The sequence below is a fragment of the Pseudomonas sp. CJQ_9 genome (assembly GCF_043106615.1).
GTDB lineage: Bacteria > Pseudomonadota > Gammaproteobacteria > Pseudomonadales > Pseudomonadaceae > Aquipseudomonas > Aquipseudomonas juntendi.
Genome location: NZ_JBICMS010000076.1, coordinates 41288 through 57481 on the forward strand (window position 1 = coordinate 41288; position 16194 = coordinate 57481).

Below are 16194 nucleotides of genomic sequence, written 5' to 3' on the forward strand. Positions count from 1 at the left end.
AAACACAAGCCGGGGGATCATAACCAATGCAGACGACGAAGGGGTCTGTTCAGCGCGCGGCGAAAGGAGTACAAATGTGCTCCATGAACAACCTTACCCCCAAACGCCGCGCCATTTTCGACTTCATCCGCGAGCGCATCAGCGACCACGGTCAACCGCCGAGCCTGGCGGACATCGCCACGCGCTTCGGTTTTGCCTCGCGCAGCGTCGCGCGCAAACACATCACCGCCCTGTGTCAGGCGGGTTATATCGATGTCACCCCCAACCAGGCGCGGGGCATTCGCCTGGCCGACCCCCTGCGCCGGCCAGAAATGCTCGAAGTACCGGTGCTCGGCCAAGTGGCGGCAGGTGCCCCGATCGGCCCGGACCTGGGCATCCACGAGCAGTTGCTGCTCGACCCCAGCCTGTTCCGGCGCACCCCCGACTACCTGCTCAAGGTGCGTGGCGATTCGATGATCGATGACGGCATCTTCGACGGTGACCTGGTCGGCATCCTGCAACAGGCCGATGCCCATGATGGCCAGATCGTGGTAGCCCGGCTCGACGGTGAAGTCACCATCAAGCGCCTGCACCGCGTGGGCAAGCACTACCGGTTGTTGCCCCGTAACCCAGCCTATGCGCCTATCGATGTGCTCCCCACGCAGGAGTTCTTCATCGAAGGCGTGTTCTGTGGCTTGCTGAGGCGGGACTGATGGGCGCGGTGGTCGACCTCGACCGGCTGTTGGACCAGCGCCGGGTATGGCGCGGCCGGCAGGCCCAGGCGCGGCCGCTGGGCCTGCAGCCAACCGGCCATGCCGCGCTGGACGAACGTTTACCGGAAGGCGGTTGGCCGGCAGCCGCGTTGAGCGAACTACTGTTGGCGACCCCGGGTTGTGGCGAATTGCAGTTGCTGTGGCCAACCCTGGCACGCCTGAGCGCAGACGCCAGCCGCGTGGTGTTGGTGGCGCCGCCTTTCATTCCCTATGCGCCGGCCTGGCAGGCCGCGGGGGTAGACCTGCGCTGGCTGGTGCAGGTAAACGCCGAACCCGCTGACGCCCTGTGGGCCGCCGAGCAGTGCCTGCGCTCGGGCAGTTGCGCGGCAGTGCTGTGCTGGCCCGAGCGTGCCGATGACCGTGCCCTGCGGCGCCTGCAAGTGGCGGCGGAAACCGGCCAGGCGCTGGCCTTTGCCTGCCGGCCGCAGCAGGCCGCCCACAACCCGTCACCGGCAGCATTGCGCATCGCCGTGGATACCCGCCCCGCCCAATGGCGGGTGCTGAAAAGCCGCGGCGGCATGCCGCCGGCCCTGCCCATTGCCAGCCCGTGGCAGGGCTGATGCAACATGCTCTGGGCCTGCATCCTGCTTCCGCAACTGGCGTTGGACACCGTCCTGCGCGAGCGCGAAGACTCAGCCAACCCCCTGGTCATCATTGGCGGGCCCAGCCAGCGGCGGGTATTGCAGGCAGTCAACCCGGCAGCGGCGGCACTCGGCCTGCGGGCCGGGCAAACCCTGACCGCTGCACGTGCGCTGGCCGATGGTTTCACCTGTATCGAAACAGACCCCAGGCGCATCGAGCGCATGCAGCAACTGCTGGCCGCCTGGGCCTACCGTTTCAGTGCCCAGGTCAGCCTGCATTACCCGCGTGCGCTGTTGCTGGAGGTGGGCTCAAGCCTGCAGCTGTTCGGCCCATGGCCCGTGATGGAAGCACGCCTGCGCCAGGAACTGGCTGAACTGGGCTTGCGCCAGCGCATCGTGGTGGCCAGCAACCCGGTGGCAGCGCGCATGCTGGCCAATGCCCACGATGGCCTGGTGGTCGCCGATGCCGAAGCCACCCGTAACGCGTTGCTGAACATGCCCATCCAGCGCATCGGCTTGCCGCCAGAGGCTGCCGAAGCCTTTACCCGCATGGGCTTGCGGCAACTCGGCCAGGTGCTGGCGTTGCCGCGCGACACCTTGGCCAAACGCTTTCCCGCCCAGGTGCAACTGCACCTGGATCAGTTGCTCGGCCTGCGCACCCTGGGGTTGGACTTCTACCAGCCGCCCGATCGTTTCGAGAGCCGGCTGGAGCTGAACTTCGATGTTGAATCGCACCAGGCGCTGTTGTTCCCGCTGCGGCGCATGCTCAACGACCTGGCCGCATTCCTGGCCGGTCGCGATTGTGGCGTGCAGCGCTTTTGCCTGCACCTGGAGCATGTCGAAGGCCCGGACACGCTGCTGAAGGTCGGCTTGCTGGCCGCCGAGCGCGACGCCGCGATGCTGTTCGAACTGGCCCGTGGGCGCCTGGAGCCGCTGCGTATTCCGGCCCCGGTGCGCAACCTGCGGTTGGTCGCCGAAGACCTGCCAGCCTTTGTGCCACAGCACCAGGCGTTGTTCGACCCACGGGCGCAACAGGCGCAACCTTGGGAACAATTGCGCGAGCGCTTGCGCGCGCGGCTGGGCGATGAGGCCGTCCAAGGCCTGAGCGCGGCCGCCGATCACCGGCCCGAATGTGCCTGGCAACTGGCAGAGCAGGGGGCGCTCGGGGGCATGCCGGTGGCCCCGGGCAGCCGCCCTGGTTGGTTGCTGCCCGCGCCGTTGGCGCTGGATGAAGCTGGCTACCGCCTGCAGAGCCCTGCCGAGCGCATCGAGTCGGGCTGGTGGGATGGCGGCGATGTACGCCGCGATTACTACCGCATCGAAACCCGCGACGGCTTGCGTGGCTGGGCCTACCGTGACCTGGGTCAGGCCGGCCCGCTTTGGTTGCAGGGCTGGTTTGCATGAACCCCGCCCCGTATGCCGAGCTGCATTGCCTGTCCAATTTCAGTTTCCAGCGCGGCGCGTCGAGCGCCGACGAACTGTTCCGGCGGGCCAAAGAGCAGGGTTACCAAGCCCTGGCGATCACTGACGAATGTACGCTGGCCGGTATCGTGCGCGCCTGGCAGGCTGCCAAGGTGCACCAGGTGCCGCTGATCGTCGGCAGCGAAGTGCAGTTGCACGACGGCCCCAAACTGGTGCTGCTGGTTGCCGACCTGGCGGGCTACCAGAACCTGTGCGCACTGATTACCCGCGCCCGACGGCGGGCGGAAAAGGGCCAGTACCAGCTTTTTCGGGATGACCTTCAGCAGCACCATCACGGCTTGCTGGCCTTGTGGGTGGCGGGCGACAGGGGCGATACGGCCACCGGCCAGTGGTTGCGAGGGCTGTTTGCTGAGCGCCTGTGGTTGGCCGTGCACCTGCACCGTGGCAGTGACGATGCCCGGCACCTTCAGGGCCAGCAAGCCCTGGCGGCCGAGCTGGGTATTCGCGCGGTGGCCTGTGGCGATGTGCATATGCATGTGCGCGGCCGCCGGGCGTTGCAGGACTGCATGACTGCGATTCGTCAGCATTGCCAGGTGGCCGAAGCCGGGCGTTTTCTGTTTGCCAATGGCGAACGGCACTTGCGCAGCCCGGCACAACTGGCAGAACTCTACCCGCCCGAGATGCTGGCCGAGACCCTGGCCATTGCCCAGCGTTGCCAGTTCGACCTCGGCCAACTGCACTACCAGTATCCACGCGAACTGGTGCCTGAAGCACATACCCCGGCCAGTTGGCTGCGAACACTGTGCGAGCAGGGGTTGCCGGTGCGTTGGCCACAAGGGCCAAGCGCCAAGGTGCGGCAGGTGCTGGACACGGAGCTGGCGCTGATCGAAGAGCTGGGGTACGAAAGCTACTTTCTGACCGTGCACGACATTGTCGCCTTCGCCCGGCGCCAGGGTATCCTCTGCCAGGGCCGGGGCTCGGCGGCCAATTCGGTGGTGTGCTTCGTGCTGGGTATCACCGAGCTCGATCCCATGCAGCACCGCCTGCTGTTCGAGCGTTTTCTATCACGCGAGCGCAACGAGCCGCCCGATATCGACGTGGATTTCGAACACGACCGCCGTGAAGAAGTGATCCAGTACGTGTTCCGCCGTTATGGGCGGCACCGTGCTGCGCTCACGGCGGTGGTCAATACGTACCATGCTGCAGGTGCCGTGCGCGATGTCGCGCGTGTGCTGGGTTTGCCCATGGACCAGGTCGATGCCCTGGCCAAATGCTGTGGCCGCTGGAGCGACCGCATACCTGACGAACAACGCCTGGCCGAGGCCGGGTTCGAAGCTGGCAGCCCGTTGTTGCGGCGGGTACTGGTGCTGGCCGGCGAGTTGATCGGCTTCCCCAGGCACCTGTCGCAGCACCCGGGCGGGTTTGTCATCTCGCAGCAGCCGCTGGACCAGCTGGTGCCGGTGGAAAACGCCGCCATGGCCGAACGTACCGTCATCCAGTGGGACAAAGACGACCTCGACATGGTCGGCCTGCTCAAGGTCGACGTGCTGGCGCTGGGCATGCTCAGTGCCTTGCGCCGTTGCTTCGACCTGCTGCAGCGGCACCGTGGCCGTGAACTGAGCCTGGCGACCATCCCCAGCGAAGACCCCGCCACCTACGCCATGATCAGCCGCGCGGAGACCATGGGGGTGTTCCAGATCGAGTCGCGCGCGCAAATGGCCATGTTGCCGCGGCTGCGCCCCAGCACCTTCTACGACCTTGTGATCGAGGTGGCCATCGTGCGCCCGGGGCCAATCCAGGGGGACATGGTGCACCCCTACCTGCGCAGGCGGCTCAAGCAAGAGCCGGTGACCTACCCGTCGCCAAAACTGAAGGAGGTGTTCGAGCGCACCTTGGGTGTGCCGCTGTTCCAGGAACAGGTGATGGAGCTGGCCATGGTCGCAGCCGACTATTCACCAGGCGAGGCCGATCAGTTGCGGCGCAGCATGGCCGCCTGGAAACGCCACGGTGGTCTTGAACCGCACCGCCAGCGCTTGCTGCAAGGCATGTTGCGCAATGGCTACGAGCTGGCATTCGCCGAGCGCATCTTCGAACAGATCAAAGGCTTCGGCAGCTATGGTTTTCCAGAGTCGCATGCCGCCAGCTTTGCCTTGCTGTGCTATGCCAGCAGCTGGCTCAAGTGCCATGAACCGGCCATTTTCACCTGCGCCCTGGTCAACAGTTGGCCTATGGGTTTCTACAGCCCCGACCAACTGCTGCAGGAGGCGCGTCGCCAGGGCATCGAGGTACGGCCGGTGGATGTCTGCCACAGCGAATGGGACTGCACGCTGGAGCCGGATGCCCAGGGCACCTTGGCCTTGCGCATGGGCTTGCGCCTGGTCCGGGGCCTGGCCGAAGCCGACGCCAGGCGCCTGGAGCAGGCCCGGGCGCAGCAGCCATGGCGCGACGTGGAAGACCTGTGCCTGCGTGCCGGGCTGGCCACCCGCGCGCGGGCCTGCCTGGCGGATGCCGGCGCGCTTCGCGCCTTGGCCAGCGACCGGCATCAGGCGCGCTGGCAGGTGGCGGCCGTGCAGGCGCAACTGCCGCTGTTTGCCGATGTGCAGGCCGTGCCGGAGGTGGCGGTGCAATTGCCGGCCCCAACAGTGGCGCAGGACCTGGTGGCCGATTACCAGGCCTTGGGTACCACGTTGGGGCCGCACCCGTTGACCTTGCTCCGTGCGCGTCTGCGGGCACTGGGCTGCCGCAGTTCTGCAGAACTGCAAGGCCTGGAGCATGGCGACAACATCGCCGTGACGGGGCTGGTGGTAGGGCGGCAGCGGCCGCAGACCGCCAGCGGGGTGACGTTCGTCACCCTCGAGGACGAACACGGTATGGTCAACGTGGTGGTATGGCGGGCGCTGGCCGAGCGGCAAAGGCGGGCGCTGGTGGGGGCGCAGTTGCTCAAGGTCAGCGGGCGGCTGGAGCAGCAAAATGGCGTGCGCCACCTGATAGCACGGCGCCTGGAAGATGTGACCGCGCTGTTGCAGGGGTTGGACGTGCGTAGCCGCGACTTTCATTAACTTCGCGGGCTACCCCGCGGCGGCGCGGCCACGCATTCACGAAAATGCCCTGGCGGACTACACCATCGCCAAGCGCTGCTTGCGGGTAGGCGCCGGGAAGGCCAGGTCGATTGCGCGCAGGTCTTCGCGGGTCAAGGCCAATGCACCCGCTGCTGCATTCAGCCGAACATGCTCGGGCGCCACGGCTTTGGGAATGGCAATGATGCCATCATCACGGGTAACCCAGGCCAGGCAGACCTGAGCCGGCGTGGCTCCATGGCGCTCGGCTATTCCTGCCAGCACCGGGTGCTGCAACAAGCGCCCGGCTTGGGCCAGCGGGCAGTAGGCCATGGTCGGTAGCGCGCGTTGTTGGCACCAGGGCAGCAAGTCGAATTCGATGCCCCGCTGGGTCGGGTTGTATAGCACCTGGTTGGTGGCGCAGGCAGGGTTGTTCAATTCGCGCAGGTCGTCGATATCGAAATTGGAAACGCCCCAGCGCTTTATCTTGCCCTGCTCGCGCAAACGCTCGAAGGCGTCGACGGTTTCTTCCAGCGGGTGCTGGCCCCGCCAGTGCAGCAGGTACAGATCGATACACTCGGTACCCAGGCGTGCCAGGCTGCGCTCGCAGGCGCTTGCCATGCCCTGCCGGCCGGCATTGTGCGGGTAGACCTTGCTGACCAGGAACACCTGGTCGCGGCGCCCGGCAATGGCCTGGCCAACCACGGTCTCCGCACCGCCTTCGGCATACATTTCGGCGGTGTCGATCAGGCTCAGGCCCAGCTCGATACCCTGTTGCAAGGCCGCTACCTCTGCCGCCCTGCGCCCAGGGTCTTCGCCCATGTACCAGGTGCCTTGGCCAATGGCCGGCACGCTCGCGCCTGCCAGTTTCACGTAACGCATGTCACCTCCGGGGGCTGTGTATTGGACAGTAGAACCTCAAGCAACGCCTGCGCTGCGGTGGACAGTTTGTGCTCGCTCAGGGCAATTACCCCAATGCGCCGCTCGACCGTGGGTTCGACCAGGGGCACGCAGCGTGCTCCCAGTTCTTGCATCTGGTTGATGCACAGGGCTGGCACCGCGCTAACGCCCAGGCCGCTGGCAACCATGCGGCCGATGGTCGCCAGTTGGTGGCTTTCGAACGCCACGGCCAGTTTGCCGTGCTGGGCTGCAACATTCTGCTCCATCAACAGGCGTACCGCCGACGGCCGCTGCAGGGCCACGAAATCTTCGGCCATCAGTTGCGCCCAACTGACCTGGTTCAACACCGCCAAGGGTGAGTCAGCGGGCACCACTGCGACAAAACGGTCCATGTACAGCGGGTGGAAGTGCAGGCCGTCGGTATTGTCCGGCTCGAAACCAATGCCCAGTTCGACTCGGCGGTGGCGCACCAGTTCCTGCACCTGTTCGTTGATCACATCGTGCACGGTGACGTTGACCTTGGGGTAGCGTTGGCGGAAGACCTTGAGCGAATGGGGCAGTAGGTTACCGGCGAACGACGGCATCGCCGCCACCGAGACCCGGCCCAGTTGCAGGGTGAAGCGTTGCCGCAGCATCTCTTCGGTATCGTCCCAGTCGGCCAGCAGCCGCCGCGCCAGCGGCAGCAGCACTTCGCCTTCGGCCGTCAGGCTGACGCTGCGGGTGGTGCGGCTGAGCAGGGCGCCGCCCAGGTTCTCTTCCAGTGCCTTGATGGTCAGGCTCAGGGCCGGTTGCGATACATGCAGGTGTTCACCGGCCTGGGCGAAGCTCTGGTACTTGGCCACGGTGACAAAGGCGCGCAGTTGCTTGACGTTCATGACGGGCCTATCGTTTGTTTTGCGAAATTTATCAATCGATGATGAAAACAAAATTAACAAATCAGTCGCGTGCGGTGAAGATGTCTGCACACGCTCACCGACAGCCTCGTCGGTTCAACAACTACAAAAGGCGGATCAGCATGGCCGGACTGGACAAGCGCGTTGCAACCTACGAACAGGCCCTCGACGGGCTGACCGACAACATGACGGTACTGGCCGGTGGTTTTGGCCTGTGCGGCATTCCGGAAAACCTCATCAGCGAAATCAAGCGCCGTGGCGTCAAGGGCCTGACCGTGGTCTCCAACAACTGCGGAGTGGACGGGTTTGGCCTGGGGGTGTTGCTGGAAGACCGGCAGATCCGCAAGATGATCGCCTCCTACGTGGGCGAAAACGCCGAATTCGAGCGCCAGTTGCTCAGCGGTGAGCTGGAAGTGGAACTTACACCCCAAGGCACCCTGGCCGAGAAAATGCGCGCTGGTGGCGCCGGCATCCCGGCGTTCTTCACCGCCACCGGCTACGGCACCCCGGTTGCCGAAGGCAAGGAGGTTCGCGAATTCAAGGGCCGCAAGTACATCCTCGAAGAGTCCATCACCGGTGACTTCGCCATCGTCAAGGGCTGGAAAGCCGACCATTACGGCAACGTGGTTTACCGCAACACCGCGCAGAACTTCAACCCGCTGGCGGCCACTGCCGGCAAGATCACCGTGGTCGAAGTGGAAGAAATCGTCGAGCCGGGTGTGCTGCTGCCGAGCGAGATCCACACCCCAGGCATCTATGTGGACCGGGTGATCGTCGGCACCTTCGAAAAGCGTATCGAAAAGCGCACCGTCAAGGCCTGAGCGGCCTCCACCAGAACAACAAAGAGATCCTGACCATGGCACTGACCCGCGAACAGATGGCGCAACGCGTCGCCCGTGAACTGAAGGACGGCTACTACGTCAACCTGGGTATCGGCATTCCGACCCTGGTGGCCAACTATGTACCCGCCGACATGGATGTGATGCTGCAATCGGAAAACGGCCTGCTCGGCATGGGCGAATTCCCCACCGAAAGCACCCTCGACCCCGACATGATCAACGCCGGCAAGCAAACCGTCACCGCCCGCCGGGGTGCCTCGATCTTCGACTCGGCGCAGTCGTTCGCCATGATTCGTGGCGGCCATGTCGACCTGACCGTGCTGGGGGCGTTCGAGGTAGACGTGCAGGGCAATATCGCCTCGTGGATGATCCCGGGCAAGCTGGTCAAGGGCATGGGCGGCGCCATGGACCTGGTGGCGGGCGCCGAGAACATCATCGTGACCATGACCCACGCATCCAAGGACGGCGAGTCCAAGCTGCTGGCGCAGTGCAGCCTGCCGCTGACCGGTGCCGGTTGCATCCGCAAGGTGCTGACCGACCTGGCCTACCTGGAAATCGAAGACGGTGCGTTCATCCTGCGCGAAACCGCGCCAGGGGTGAGCATCGAGGAAATCGTCGAGAAGACTGCCGGCAAACTGATCGTGCCGGATGATGTGCAGGAAATGACATTCTAAGGCGTTACGCCACCCAACCCTGTAGGCGCAGGTTGCACCGCTGAGTGTGTCGGTACATTACCGGCATGGTCGCGAGTTAACCTGTACCTACAGGGTTTTTGCGTTGTCTGTTTCACCTCATAAAACCAATAAAAGGAATGCCATTGTGGCCGCTGAAATTCAAGACAGCCGTAGCGCGCGCTTTGCCTTGCGCTGTTCCAACTGGGCCGAACGCTGGTTCCCCGACTCCTGGGTATTCGCCGCCTTGGCGGTGCTGCTGGTGTGCATCGGCGCGCTGGCCATGGGGGCCAAGCCGACCGACACCGCCAAGGCCTTTGGCGATGGTTTCTGGAGCCTGATTCCGTTCACCATGCAGATGGCTTTCGTGGTCATCGGCGGCTATGTGGTCGCCAGTTCGCCACCGGCGGCACGCCTGATCGACCGCCTGGCGCGCATCCCTGGCAATGGCCGCTCGGCCGTGTGCTGGGTGGCCCTGATCTCGATGCTGGCTTCCTTGCTCAACTGGGGCCTGTCGCTGGTGTTCGGTGGTTTGCTGGTGCGCGCCCTGGCGCGGCGCACCGACCTGAAGATGGATTACCGTGCTGCCGGTGCGGCCGCCTACCTGGGCCTGGGCGCTGTGTGGGCACTGGGCCTGTCTTCGTCGGCGGCGCAGCTGCAGGCCAACCCGGCCAGCTTGCCGCCTTCGATCCTGTCGATCACCGGCGTTATCCCGTTCACCGAAACCATCTTTCTGTGGCAATCCGGGGTAATGCTGGCGGCACTGGTCATCGTCTCGCTGGTCATCGCCTACGCCACGGCACCGGGGCCGAACAGCGCACGCAGCGCCGAAGCGTGTGGCGTAGACCCCAGCTTCACTGCACCGGCGGCACCCCAGCGTACCCGCCCCGGTGAATGGCTGGAGCACAGCCCCATCCTGATTCTGCTGCTGGTCGCCCTGGCTGCCGGCTGGCTGTACCAGGAGTTCGCTACCAAACCGGCGATTACCGCCATCTCCGGGCTGAACACCTACAACCTGTTGTTCATCATGCTCGGTGCCCTGTTGCACTGGCGCCCGCGCAGTTTCCTCGACGCCGTGGCGCGCGCGGTACCGACCACCACCGGGGTGCTGATCCAGTTCCCGCTGTACGGTTCGATCGCGGCCATTCTCACCCAGGTGAAGGGCGTGGACGAACAGACCTTGGCCCACCACATATCGTTGTTCTTCACCCAGATCGCCACCCACGATACCTATGCCGTGCTGATGGGCGTGTATTCGGCGGTGCTGGGCTTCTTCATTCCGTCGGGCGGCGGCAAGTGGATCATCGAAGCACCCTACGTGATGCTGGTGGCCAACGACCTGCAATACCACCTGGGGTGGGCGGTGCAGATCTACAACGCGGCAGAGGCCTTGCCGAACCTGATCAACCCGTTCTACATGCTGCCACTGCTGGGCGTGCTGGGGCTCAAGGCACGCGACCTGATCGGCTTTTCCTTTGTGCAACTGCTGGTGCACGTGCCGCTGGTGCTGGTATTGCTCTGGGCGCTGGGCACCACGCTGCAGTATGTGCCACCGGTGATGCCATGAGCGGCGGCTCCACGTATCATGCCCGGGCTGCCTTGGCCTGGGAAACACGCGTCACATGTCTATCCGATTGAAACTGCTGCGCAAGAAACTGGGAATGACCCTGGAAATGCTGGCCGAAAAGACCAGCATGACCAAAAGCTACCTGTCCAAGGTCGAACGTGGCCTCAACACGCCGTCGATTGCTGCCGCCCTGAAGCTGGCGCGCGCATTGAACGTGAATGTCGAGGAACTGTTTGCCGAAGAGCAGGCCGGCCAGAGCCGCTATAGCCTGGTGCGCCACGGCGAGCGCCAGGCGCTGGTGGGTGACGGCCAGGGCCCCGGCTATGCGGCGTTGACCAGCCAGGTTGGGCAGCGCAGCCTGGTACCGTTCCTGATCCAGCCACCCTCCGAGTTCAGCGACCCGACGTTCAAGGAGCACCAGGGCGAAGAGTTCCTGTTCGTGCACGCGGGCCAGGTGGAGGTGGACTTCATGAACGAGCGGGTGCTACTGGAGCAGGGCGATGCCTTGCATTTCAACGCGCAAACCCCGCATCGCCTGCGCTCGGTTGGCGCGCAGCCGGCGCAATTGCTGGTGGTCGTTCACCATGCCGAGGAATGAGCCGGGCAGGGCGCTGGTGCCGGCCTGCCTGAACCTTTCACTTTCTCATCCGTGAAACGCAGGCACCCGGCAGCTGGCTGAGTTCAGCACTTCTTGTCTGTCGTTTTTTTGACGAATCTGCCTGCCGCCCATTAAATTTTATTATGGTGTCGGATCATTGACGTAATGTCACTGTGCCCATAAGCTCAATTCAACAGCGACACAAACCCCGCACTACCTCGCCAATAACTCATTGATTTTCCTGTTTAAAGGAAGGGCGTATGCGCACGACTCTGATAATCAAATCGATGTTCTTGCTGGTGCTCTTGAGTGGCGCTGCGCGCGCAGCCGATTCGTATATCAGCCAGACCAGTATCATTCCTGTTTCAACGGCTGGCTGGTTTTTTGCGTTCGCTGTTGTCGGTTTTGTGGCGGTGGCCAACCGCCGGAAAATCTGAACACCCTTCGCCGCCAGTCACGGGGTGGGGTTTTGCCACTGGCTTGTTAATTCACCAACCGTTGCTATATTCCCTGTAGCCCATGAAGGTCCATGGTTTCAGGCACCGCAGCCCAGGCTGCACAGCGTCAAGGTAAGGGCCTCCAGGAAGGTCGAGGCCGTCGCGGCAGTGGTGGGTCGCGAAGCGGAGCGAGAGTTGGTGCGTTGTTCTCATACAGTGCTCTTTGTCGGGCCATTTGGCCGGAGGGACCCTCATGATGCGTTCATTGTTTGCCGCGTTCTGCTTGTTGACGGTGTGGTCGAATGCCAGTTACGCCGACACGGGCAACTCTACCTATTTGCTCAGCCCTGGCGATGTGGTGATGGTATCGGTCTGGCAGGAAGACAGCTTGCGCCAGGAAGCGACCGTACTACCCGATGGCAGTATCACGTTCCCACTGGCCGGGCGCATCAATGTTGCCGGGCTCGATGTAACCGCAGTCGAAAAGCAAGTGGCTGCCAAACTTGAAAAATACCTTCCCGACCCGAATGTCAGCGTTGTCGTCAAGAGCATCGCCGGCAACCTGGTCTATGTCCAGGGCAAAGTGATCAAGCCGGGGCCGGTGCAAATGGCCGGGCCGACCGCCGTGTTGCAGGCGCTGAGCATGTCGGGTGGCCTGGACAAGTTTGCCGACGAAAGCGAGATCAAGGTAGTTCGTGGCGCAGGCGCTTCCCAAAAGATCTTGCCCGTGCGATATAAGGACCTGGTGTCTGGGCGCGATATGTCCACCAACATCCAACTTCAGGCTGGCGACACGCTGGTCGTTCCTTGATCTTGCCTTCAATAAGAACATTTAATGCCACTTCTCAGAACAACTAGCATTGCAACGGCAATCTTGGTCTTGCCGTTTACGGAATCGGCCCTGGCGGCAAATTGGCAGTCTACGGTGGTGGTGCCGACATCCGTCGAGTACGACAGCAACCCGTTGTTGCTGACATCGGGCGAGAAGGGCATCACGCGCACGATCATCGCGCCCGATTACACCCTGATCGGCACCTTCGACCGTGACGAACTGAGATTGGGGCTGGGCATGAATGTGTTGCGCTCGTCCGACACCGACGTAGTCGATAACCGCGAGGACCCCGACATCAGCCTGGGCTGGCAGCGCACCACCGAGCGCGGGCGTTTTGGCCTGGTGGCACGCTACAACGAAAGCTCGACGCTGTCGGGCACTGTGCTGGATACCGGGGTGATCACCACTGATGGCACGCAGAAGCTCTACACATTGACCGGCAACTGGAGCCAGGCGGTCACCGAGCGCAGTACCTTGAGCAACGAAACCACCTACAGCCGCGCCCGGTATGACGTCAGCACGCTGACGGGTTACAACGAACTGGCCAACGTTTTTACCTGGACCTATGCCTGGAGCGAGCGCGCCGATGTGTATACCCGCTTCGGCGCGCGGCGCTACGAGCCCGAGCAGGACCTGACCGCCACCGCTTCCAACAGTTACACCCCGGCTGTGGGCATCAAGTACCAACTGGCCGATGGCCTGAGTGCCGATGCCCACATTGGTGTCAACCAGGTGTCGGGCGATGAAGGCGGCCGACGCGGGGAGGGTGGGGTGGCGTTGCTCTATACCGGTGTGCGGGCCGATGCCAGCTTCACCGCCGAACGCAGCACGGTGGCCAGTGCCGAAGGCGGCTTCGCCGAGCTGGACCAGGTACGCGGGGTGTGGAGCTATGCCGTTACCGAGCTGACCCGGGTGGGCGCAGACGCTGCCTGGCAAGACAGCAAAGGACAGTCACCGAACACACTGCAAACGTACAGCGTATGGGCCAGCCGAGAGTTCTCGCCGTATTGGGACCTGCGCCTGTCGCTGATGTACAAGGAACGCCAGCAGGACCACGTACCGGATGCAACCGCAACCATCGTGGGTTTGACGTTGACGTACAGGTACCCCGACATCTGAACTTCAGGCAGGTGGCCCCATGAAGTCTGACTACGAGCTATCCCTCAGAGATTACATCGCCATAATCAAGGACCGAGCCCTGGTGCTAGGGGTGAGTGCCGTAGTCATTCTGGCCGCGACCGTGGCGGTGGCCTTGATGGTGCCGCCGATCTACCAGTCGACCGGCACTATCCTGGTGGAGTCACAGCAGATTTCGCCCGAGCTGGTATCAACCAACACCACCAGTTTTGCCGATGAACGCATCGAGGTGATCCGCCAGCGTGTCATGACCCGCGAGAACCTGCTGCGCATCATCGACAAGTACGACCTGTTCGCCGACAAGCGTCTTGGCGAAAGCGACAAAATCGACCAGATGCGCAACGCCATCGTGGTCGAGACCCTTACCACGTTCGTGCGCGGCAGGGGCGAGGCGACCGTGGCCTTCAATGTGTCGTTCGAGCACAAGCAGCCGCAAGTGGCCAAGCAGGTCGCCGATGAGCTGGTATCGCTGTTCCTCAACGAAAACCTCAAGCAGCGTACCGAGCGGGCCAACGAAACCACCGAGTTTCTCACCCAGGAAGCCAACAAGCTGGGCGCTGAGCTGGCCAGCCTGGAAAACCAGCTGGCCGATTTCAAGCAGGCACATGCCAATGCACTGCCCGAGCACCAGACGCTGCGCATGAACATGCTGTCGCGTTCGGAGCTGGAGTTCCGTGAGGTCGACCGGGATTACAAGGCTGCGCAGGAAGAGTTGCGTTACCTGGAGCTCGAACTGTCGGCGGCCAATGCCGGCCTGGCGACCAAGGCAGCCGATGGCGCGCGCCCTGCCGCTGCCGACCAGGCCCAGGACCTGCCAAGCCTCAAGGCAGAGTACGCCCGGCTGTTGACCCGTTACAAGGAAGCCCACCCCGATGTGGTGGCGGTCAAACGCAAGATTCAGGCGCTGGAAGCCAGTGGTGGTCGCACCAGCACTGCGTCTTCGGTCAGCCTGGATGTTGCCCGGGTGCGTGCCAAAATGAGCGCCGCCCAGGAACGCATCGCTTCGCTGGCCGAGCAAAAGCGCGAGCTGACCCGAAAAATGGAAGGCTACGAAGCCGAGATCCTGGAGGCGCCGCAGGTCGAGCGTGGCTTGGTCACACTGATGCGTGACCACGACAACGCACGCAAGAAATACGAAGAAATCCGCGCCAAGGAAATGAGCGCGAAAATCACCGAAAGCCTGGAGCAGGAAAACAAAGCCGAGCGCTTTGTGCTGCTGGAGCCGCCCCTGTTGCCCGAGAAGCCGATCAAGCCTAACCGCAAGAAGATCGCCGCGCTGGGGCTGGTGCTGGCGCCGGCCGGTGGCGGCGCGCTGGTCATGTTGCTGGAAATACTCAACCAGCGGGTTCGGGGCGTTGGTGCTCTGGAGAGCCTGCTGGGCAAACGGGTGTTGGTGGCACTGCCGTATATCGAGACGCGGGCCGATGTGGCCAGGCGCAAACGCTGGCGTAACCGCTTGCTCGTGGCGGCCTTGGCGCTGGCGGCTATCATGATAGTGCTGGTGCACGTGTACTACATGCCACTGGATGTGCTGCTGTACAAAGTCATGTCGCGGTTCGTATAGGGAATGCAGTGATGGACAGGACCAAGCCGGCTGTTGGCAACACTATTCATCAGGTCACACCGGGTACCCCTCAGCCGCTGTCGCCAGCCCCTGGCACGGCGCTGGCGGAGGTGCCGGGGCAGTTCGATTACGTCAACACCAAGGTGGTGCCGCTGCATCCAGACCACCTGGAGCGCAACCGTATTGTGGCGTTCAACAAGAACTCGAACATGAACGGGCCGATCGACCTGTTGCGCACCCAGGTGCTGCGGCTGATGGACGAGAACGGCTGGCGCACCCTGGCCATCACCTCGCCCACGCCGGAGGCAGGCAAAACCGTGTTGGCGGTCAACCTGGCCATGAGTATTGCCCACCACACCACCAAGACCGCCTTGCTGGTGGACTTCGACCTGCGCCGGCCCAAGGTGGGAAGCACATTGGGGCTGCCGATGGAGCATGCGCTGAATGAGTTCCTGAACGACAAGTCGCCACTGCAGGACTGCCTGGTCAACCCGACCTTGCCGCGCTTCGTGGTGCTGCCGACCCGAGTGCCGGTGCCGTTGTCGACCGAGGTGTTGTCGTCGCCCAAGGTGAGTAACCTGATTGGCGAGTTGCGCAACCGCTACGAGTCGCGCATCTGCATTTTCGACCTGCCGCCGTTGCTGAGCTCCGACGACGCGATCACCGTCATACCCAAGTTCGATTGTGTATTGCTGGTGGTGGCCAATGGCATGAACAACAAGAAAGAAATCGAGGACTGCCTGCATCACCTGGCAGGGGTCAACCTGATTGGTACGGTGTTGAACAAGGCTGACGAACAGCCGCGTACCTATTACTGAGGCGACGCTAAAGTACCGCGGGTGAACCCGCCCCCACAACGGGCGGTGCCGATCCGCGTTAGGTAGCCATCACCGACCAGTGTAGGAGCGGGTTTACCCGCGAATGCGGTGGCGGCTGCAACGGTGA

The 16194-nt window shown here is 63.3% G+C and carries 15 protein-coding genes; 13 read left to right on the plus strand and 2 right to left on the minus strand.

The features are described 5' to 3' along the window. The first annotated feature begins 74 nt into the window (after nt 1–74). Genes lexA through ACF8SD_RS15190 form a run of 4 tightly spaced genes read left to right on the plus strand, consistent with a single transcriptional unit; the run spans nt 75 to nt 5814 of the window. A complete protein-coding gene (gene lexA, locus ACF8SD_RS15175) occupies nt 75–692 on the plus strand; it encodes a transcriptional repressor LexA (protein ID WP_392484650.1) in 618 nt (205 codons plus the stop codon). Further along, complete coding sequence (imuA, locus tag ACF8SD_RS15180) at nt 692–1312, plus strand: translesion DNA synthesis-associated protein ImuA (RefSeq protein WP_392484651.1); 621 nt, start codon at nt 692–694, stop codon at nt 1310–1312. The genes lexA and imuA overlap by 1 nt, the downstream gene beginning before the upstream one ends. Before the next feature lie 6 nt (nt 1313–1318). Beyond that, on the plus strand, nt 1319–2737 hold the full coding sequence (locus tag ACF8SD_RS15185) for a Y-family DNA polymerase (RefSeq protein WP_392484652.1): 1419 nt from the start codon (nt 1319–1321) through the stop codon (nt 2735–2737). Continuing rightward, nucleotides 2734–5814, plus strand: coding sequence for an error-prone DNA polymerase (locus tag ACF8SD_RS15190; protein ID WP_392484653.1), 3081 nt, complete (start codon nt 2734–2736; stop codon nt 5812–5814). Before ACF8SD_RS15185 ends, ACF8SD_RS15190 begins: the two co-directional genes overlap by 4 nt. Before the next feature lie 57 nt (nt 5815–5871). Here the strand turns inward: ACF8SD_RS15190 and ACF8SD_RS15195 are convergent, their stop codons facing one another. Further along, nucleotides 5872–6693, minus strand: coding sequence for an aldo/keto reductase (locus tag ACF8SD_RS15195; RefSeq protein ID WP_392484654.1), 822 nt, complete (start codon nt 6691–6693; stop codon nt 5872–5874). Further along, nucleotides 6681–7586: a LysR family transcriptional regulator gene (locus ACF8SD_RS15200; protein WP_392484655.1), complete on the minus strand. Its 906-nt coding sequence runs from the start codon at nt 7584–7586 to the stop codon at nt 6681–6683. The genes ACF8SD_RS15195 and ACF8SD_RS15200 overlap by 13 nt, the downstream gene beginning before the upstream one ends. Before the next feature lie 140 nt (nt 7587–7726). Between ACF8SD_RS15200 and ACF8SD_RS15205 the strand changes: the two genes are divergently transcribed. From ACF8SD_RS15205 to ACF8SD_RS15245, 9 genes are all read left to right on the plus strand, one after another. Next, complete coding sequence (locus ACF8SD_RS15205; RefSeq protein ID WP_054912455.1) at nt 7727–8425, plus strand: CoA transferase subunit A; 699 nt, start codon at nt 7727–7729, stop codon at nt 8423–8425. A 35-nt stretch (nt 8426–8460) separates the two neighbouring features. Beyond that, on the plus strand, nt 8461–9117 hold the full coding sequence (locus ACF8SD_RS15210; RefSeq protein ID WP_009682728.1) for a CoA transferase subunit B: 657 nt from the start codon (nt 8461–8463) through the stop codon (nt 9115–9117). 145 nt (nt 9118–9262) lie between these two features. Continuing rightward, entirely contained in the window at nt 9263–10681 is a 1419-nt protein-coding gene (locus ACF8SD_RS15215; RefSeq protein ID WP_173889036.1) for a short-chain fatty acid transporter, read from the plus strand. Between the two features lie 55 nt (nt 10682–10736). Next, a complete protein-coding gene (locus ACF8SD_RS15220) occupies nt 10737–11279 on the plus strand; it encodes a helix-turn-helix domain-containing protein (protein WP_029885423.1) in 543 nt (180 codons plus the stop codon). 260 nt (nt 11280–11539) lie between these two features. After that, nucleotides 11540–11716: an EPS-associated small membrane protein EppA gene (eppA, locus tag ACF8SD_RS15225; protein WP_392484656.1), complete on the plus strand. Its 177-nt coding sequence runs from the start codon at nt 11540–11542 to the stop codon at nt 11714–11716. 253 nt (nt 11717–11969) lie between these two features. Next, entirely contained in the window at nt 11970–12527 is a 558-nt protein-coding gene (locus ACF8SD_RS15230; RefSeq protein ID WP_392484657.1) for a polysaccharide biosynthesis/export family protein, read from the plus strand. Nucleotides 12528–12551: 24 nt separating this feature from the next. Next, nucleotides 12552–13667 carry a hypothetical protein gene (locus tag ACF8SD_RS15235; protein ID WP_161892384.1) on the plus strand — a complete coding sequence of 372 codons (1116 nt, stop codon included), beginning with the start codon at nt 12552–12554 and terminating at the stop codon, nt 13665–13667. Between the two features lie 19 nt (nt 13668–13686). Continuing rightward, entirely contained in the window at nt 13687–15249 is a 1563-nt protein-coding gene (locus ACF8SD_RS15240; protein ID WP_392484658.1) for a GumC family protein, read from the plus strand. Between the two features lie 11 nt (nt 15250–15260). Beyond that, entirely contained in the window at nt 15261–16067 is an 807-nt protein-coding gene (locus ACF8SD_RS15245; RefSeq protein WP_009682735.1) for a CpsD/CapB family tyrosine-protein kinase, read from the plus strand. Nucleotides 16068–16194 lie beyond the last annotated feature (127 nt).

Excerpts from the sequence above, each read along its gene's own strand:
- lexA (WP_392484650.1), top strand. The coding sequence starts at position 75 with ATGTGCTCCATGAACAACCTTACCCCCAAACGCCGCGCCATTTTCGAC.
- imuA (WP_392484651.1), top strand. The coding sequence starts at position 692 with ATGGGCGCGGTGGTCGACCTCGACCGGCTGTTGGACCAGCGCCGGGTA.
- ACF8SD_RS15185 (WP_392484652.1), top strand. The coding sequence starts at position 1,319 with ATGCTCTGGGCCTGCATCCTGCTTCCGCAACTGGCGTTGGACACCGTC.
- ACF8SD_RS15190 (WP_392484653.1), top strand. The coding sequence starts at position 2,734 with ATGAACCCCGCCCCGTATGCCGAGCTGCATTGCCTGTCCAATTTCAGT.
- ACF8SD_RS15195 (WP_392484654.1), bottom strand. The coding sequence starts at position 6,693 with ATGCGTTACGTGAAACTGGCAGGCGCGAGCGTGCCGGCCATTGGCCAA.
- ACF8SD_RS15200 (WP_392484655.1), bottom strand. The coding sequence starts at position 7,586 with ATGAACGTCAAGCAACTGCGCGCCTTTGTCACCGTGGCCAAGTACCAG.
- ACF8SD_RS15205 (WP_054912455.1), top strand. The coding sequence starts at position 7,727 with ATGGCCGGACTGGACAAGCGCGTTGCAACCTACGAACAGGCCCTCGAC.
- ACF8SD_RS15210 (WP_009682728.1), top strand. The coding sequence starts at position 8,461 with ATGGCACTGACCCGCGAACAGATGGCGCAACGCGTCGCCCGTGAACTG.
- ACF8SD_RS15220 (WP_029885423.1), top strand. The coding sequence starts at position 10,737 with ATGTCTATCCGATTGAAACTGCTGCGCAAGAAACTGGGAATGACCCTG.
- eppA (WP_392484656.1), top strand. The coding sequence starts at position 11,540 with ATGCGCACGACTCTGATAATCAAATCGATGTTCTTGCTGGTGCTCTTG.
- ACF8SD_RS15230 (WP_392484657.1), top strand. The coding sequence starts at position 11,970 with ATGATGCGTTCATTGTTTGCCGCGTTCTGCTTGTTGACGGTGTGGTCG.
- ACF8SD_RS15235 (WP_161892384.1), top strand. The coding sequence starts at position 12,552 with ATGCCACTTCTCAGAACAACTAGCATTGCAACGGCAATCTTGGTCTTG.
- ACF8SD_RS15240 (WP_392484658.1), top strand. The coding sequence starts at position 13,687 with ATGAAGTCTGACTACGAGCTATCCCTCAGAGATTACATCGCCATAATC.
- ACF8SD_RS15245 (WP_009682735.1), top strand. The coding sequence starts at position 15,261 with ATGGACAGGACCAAGCCGGCTGTTGGCAACACTATTCATCAGGTCACA.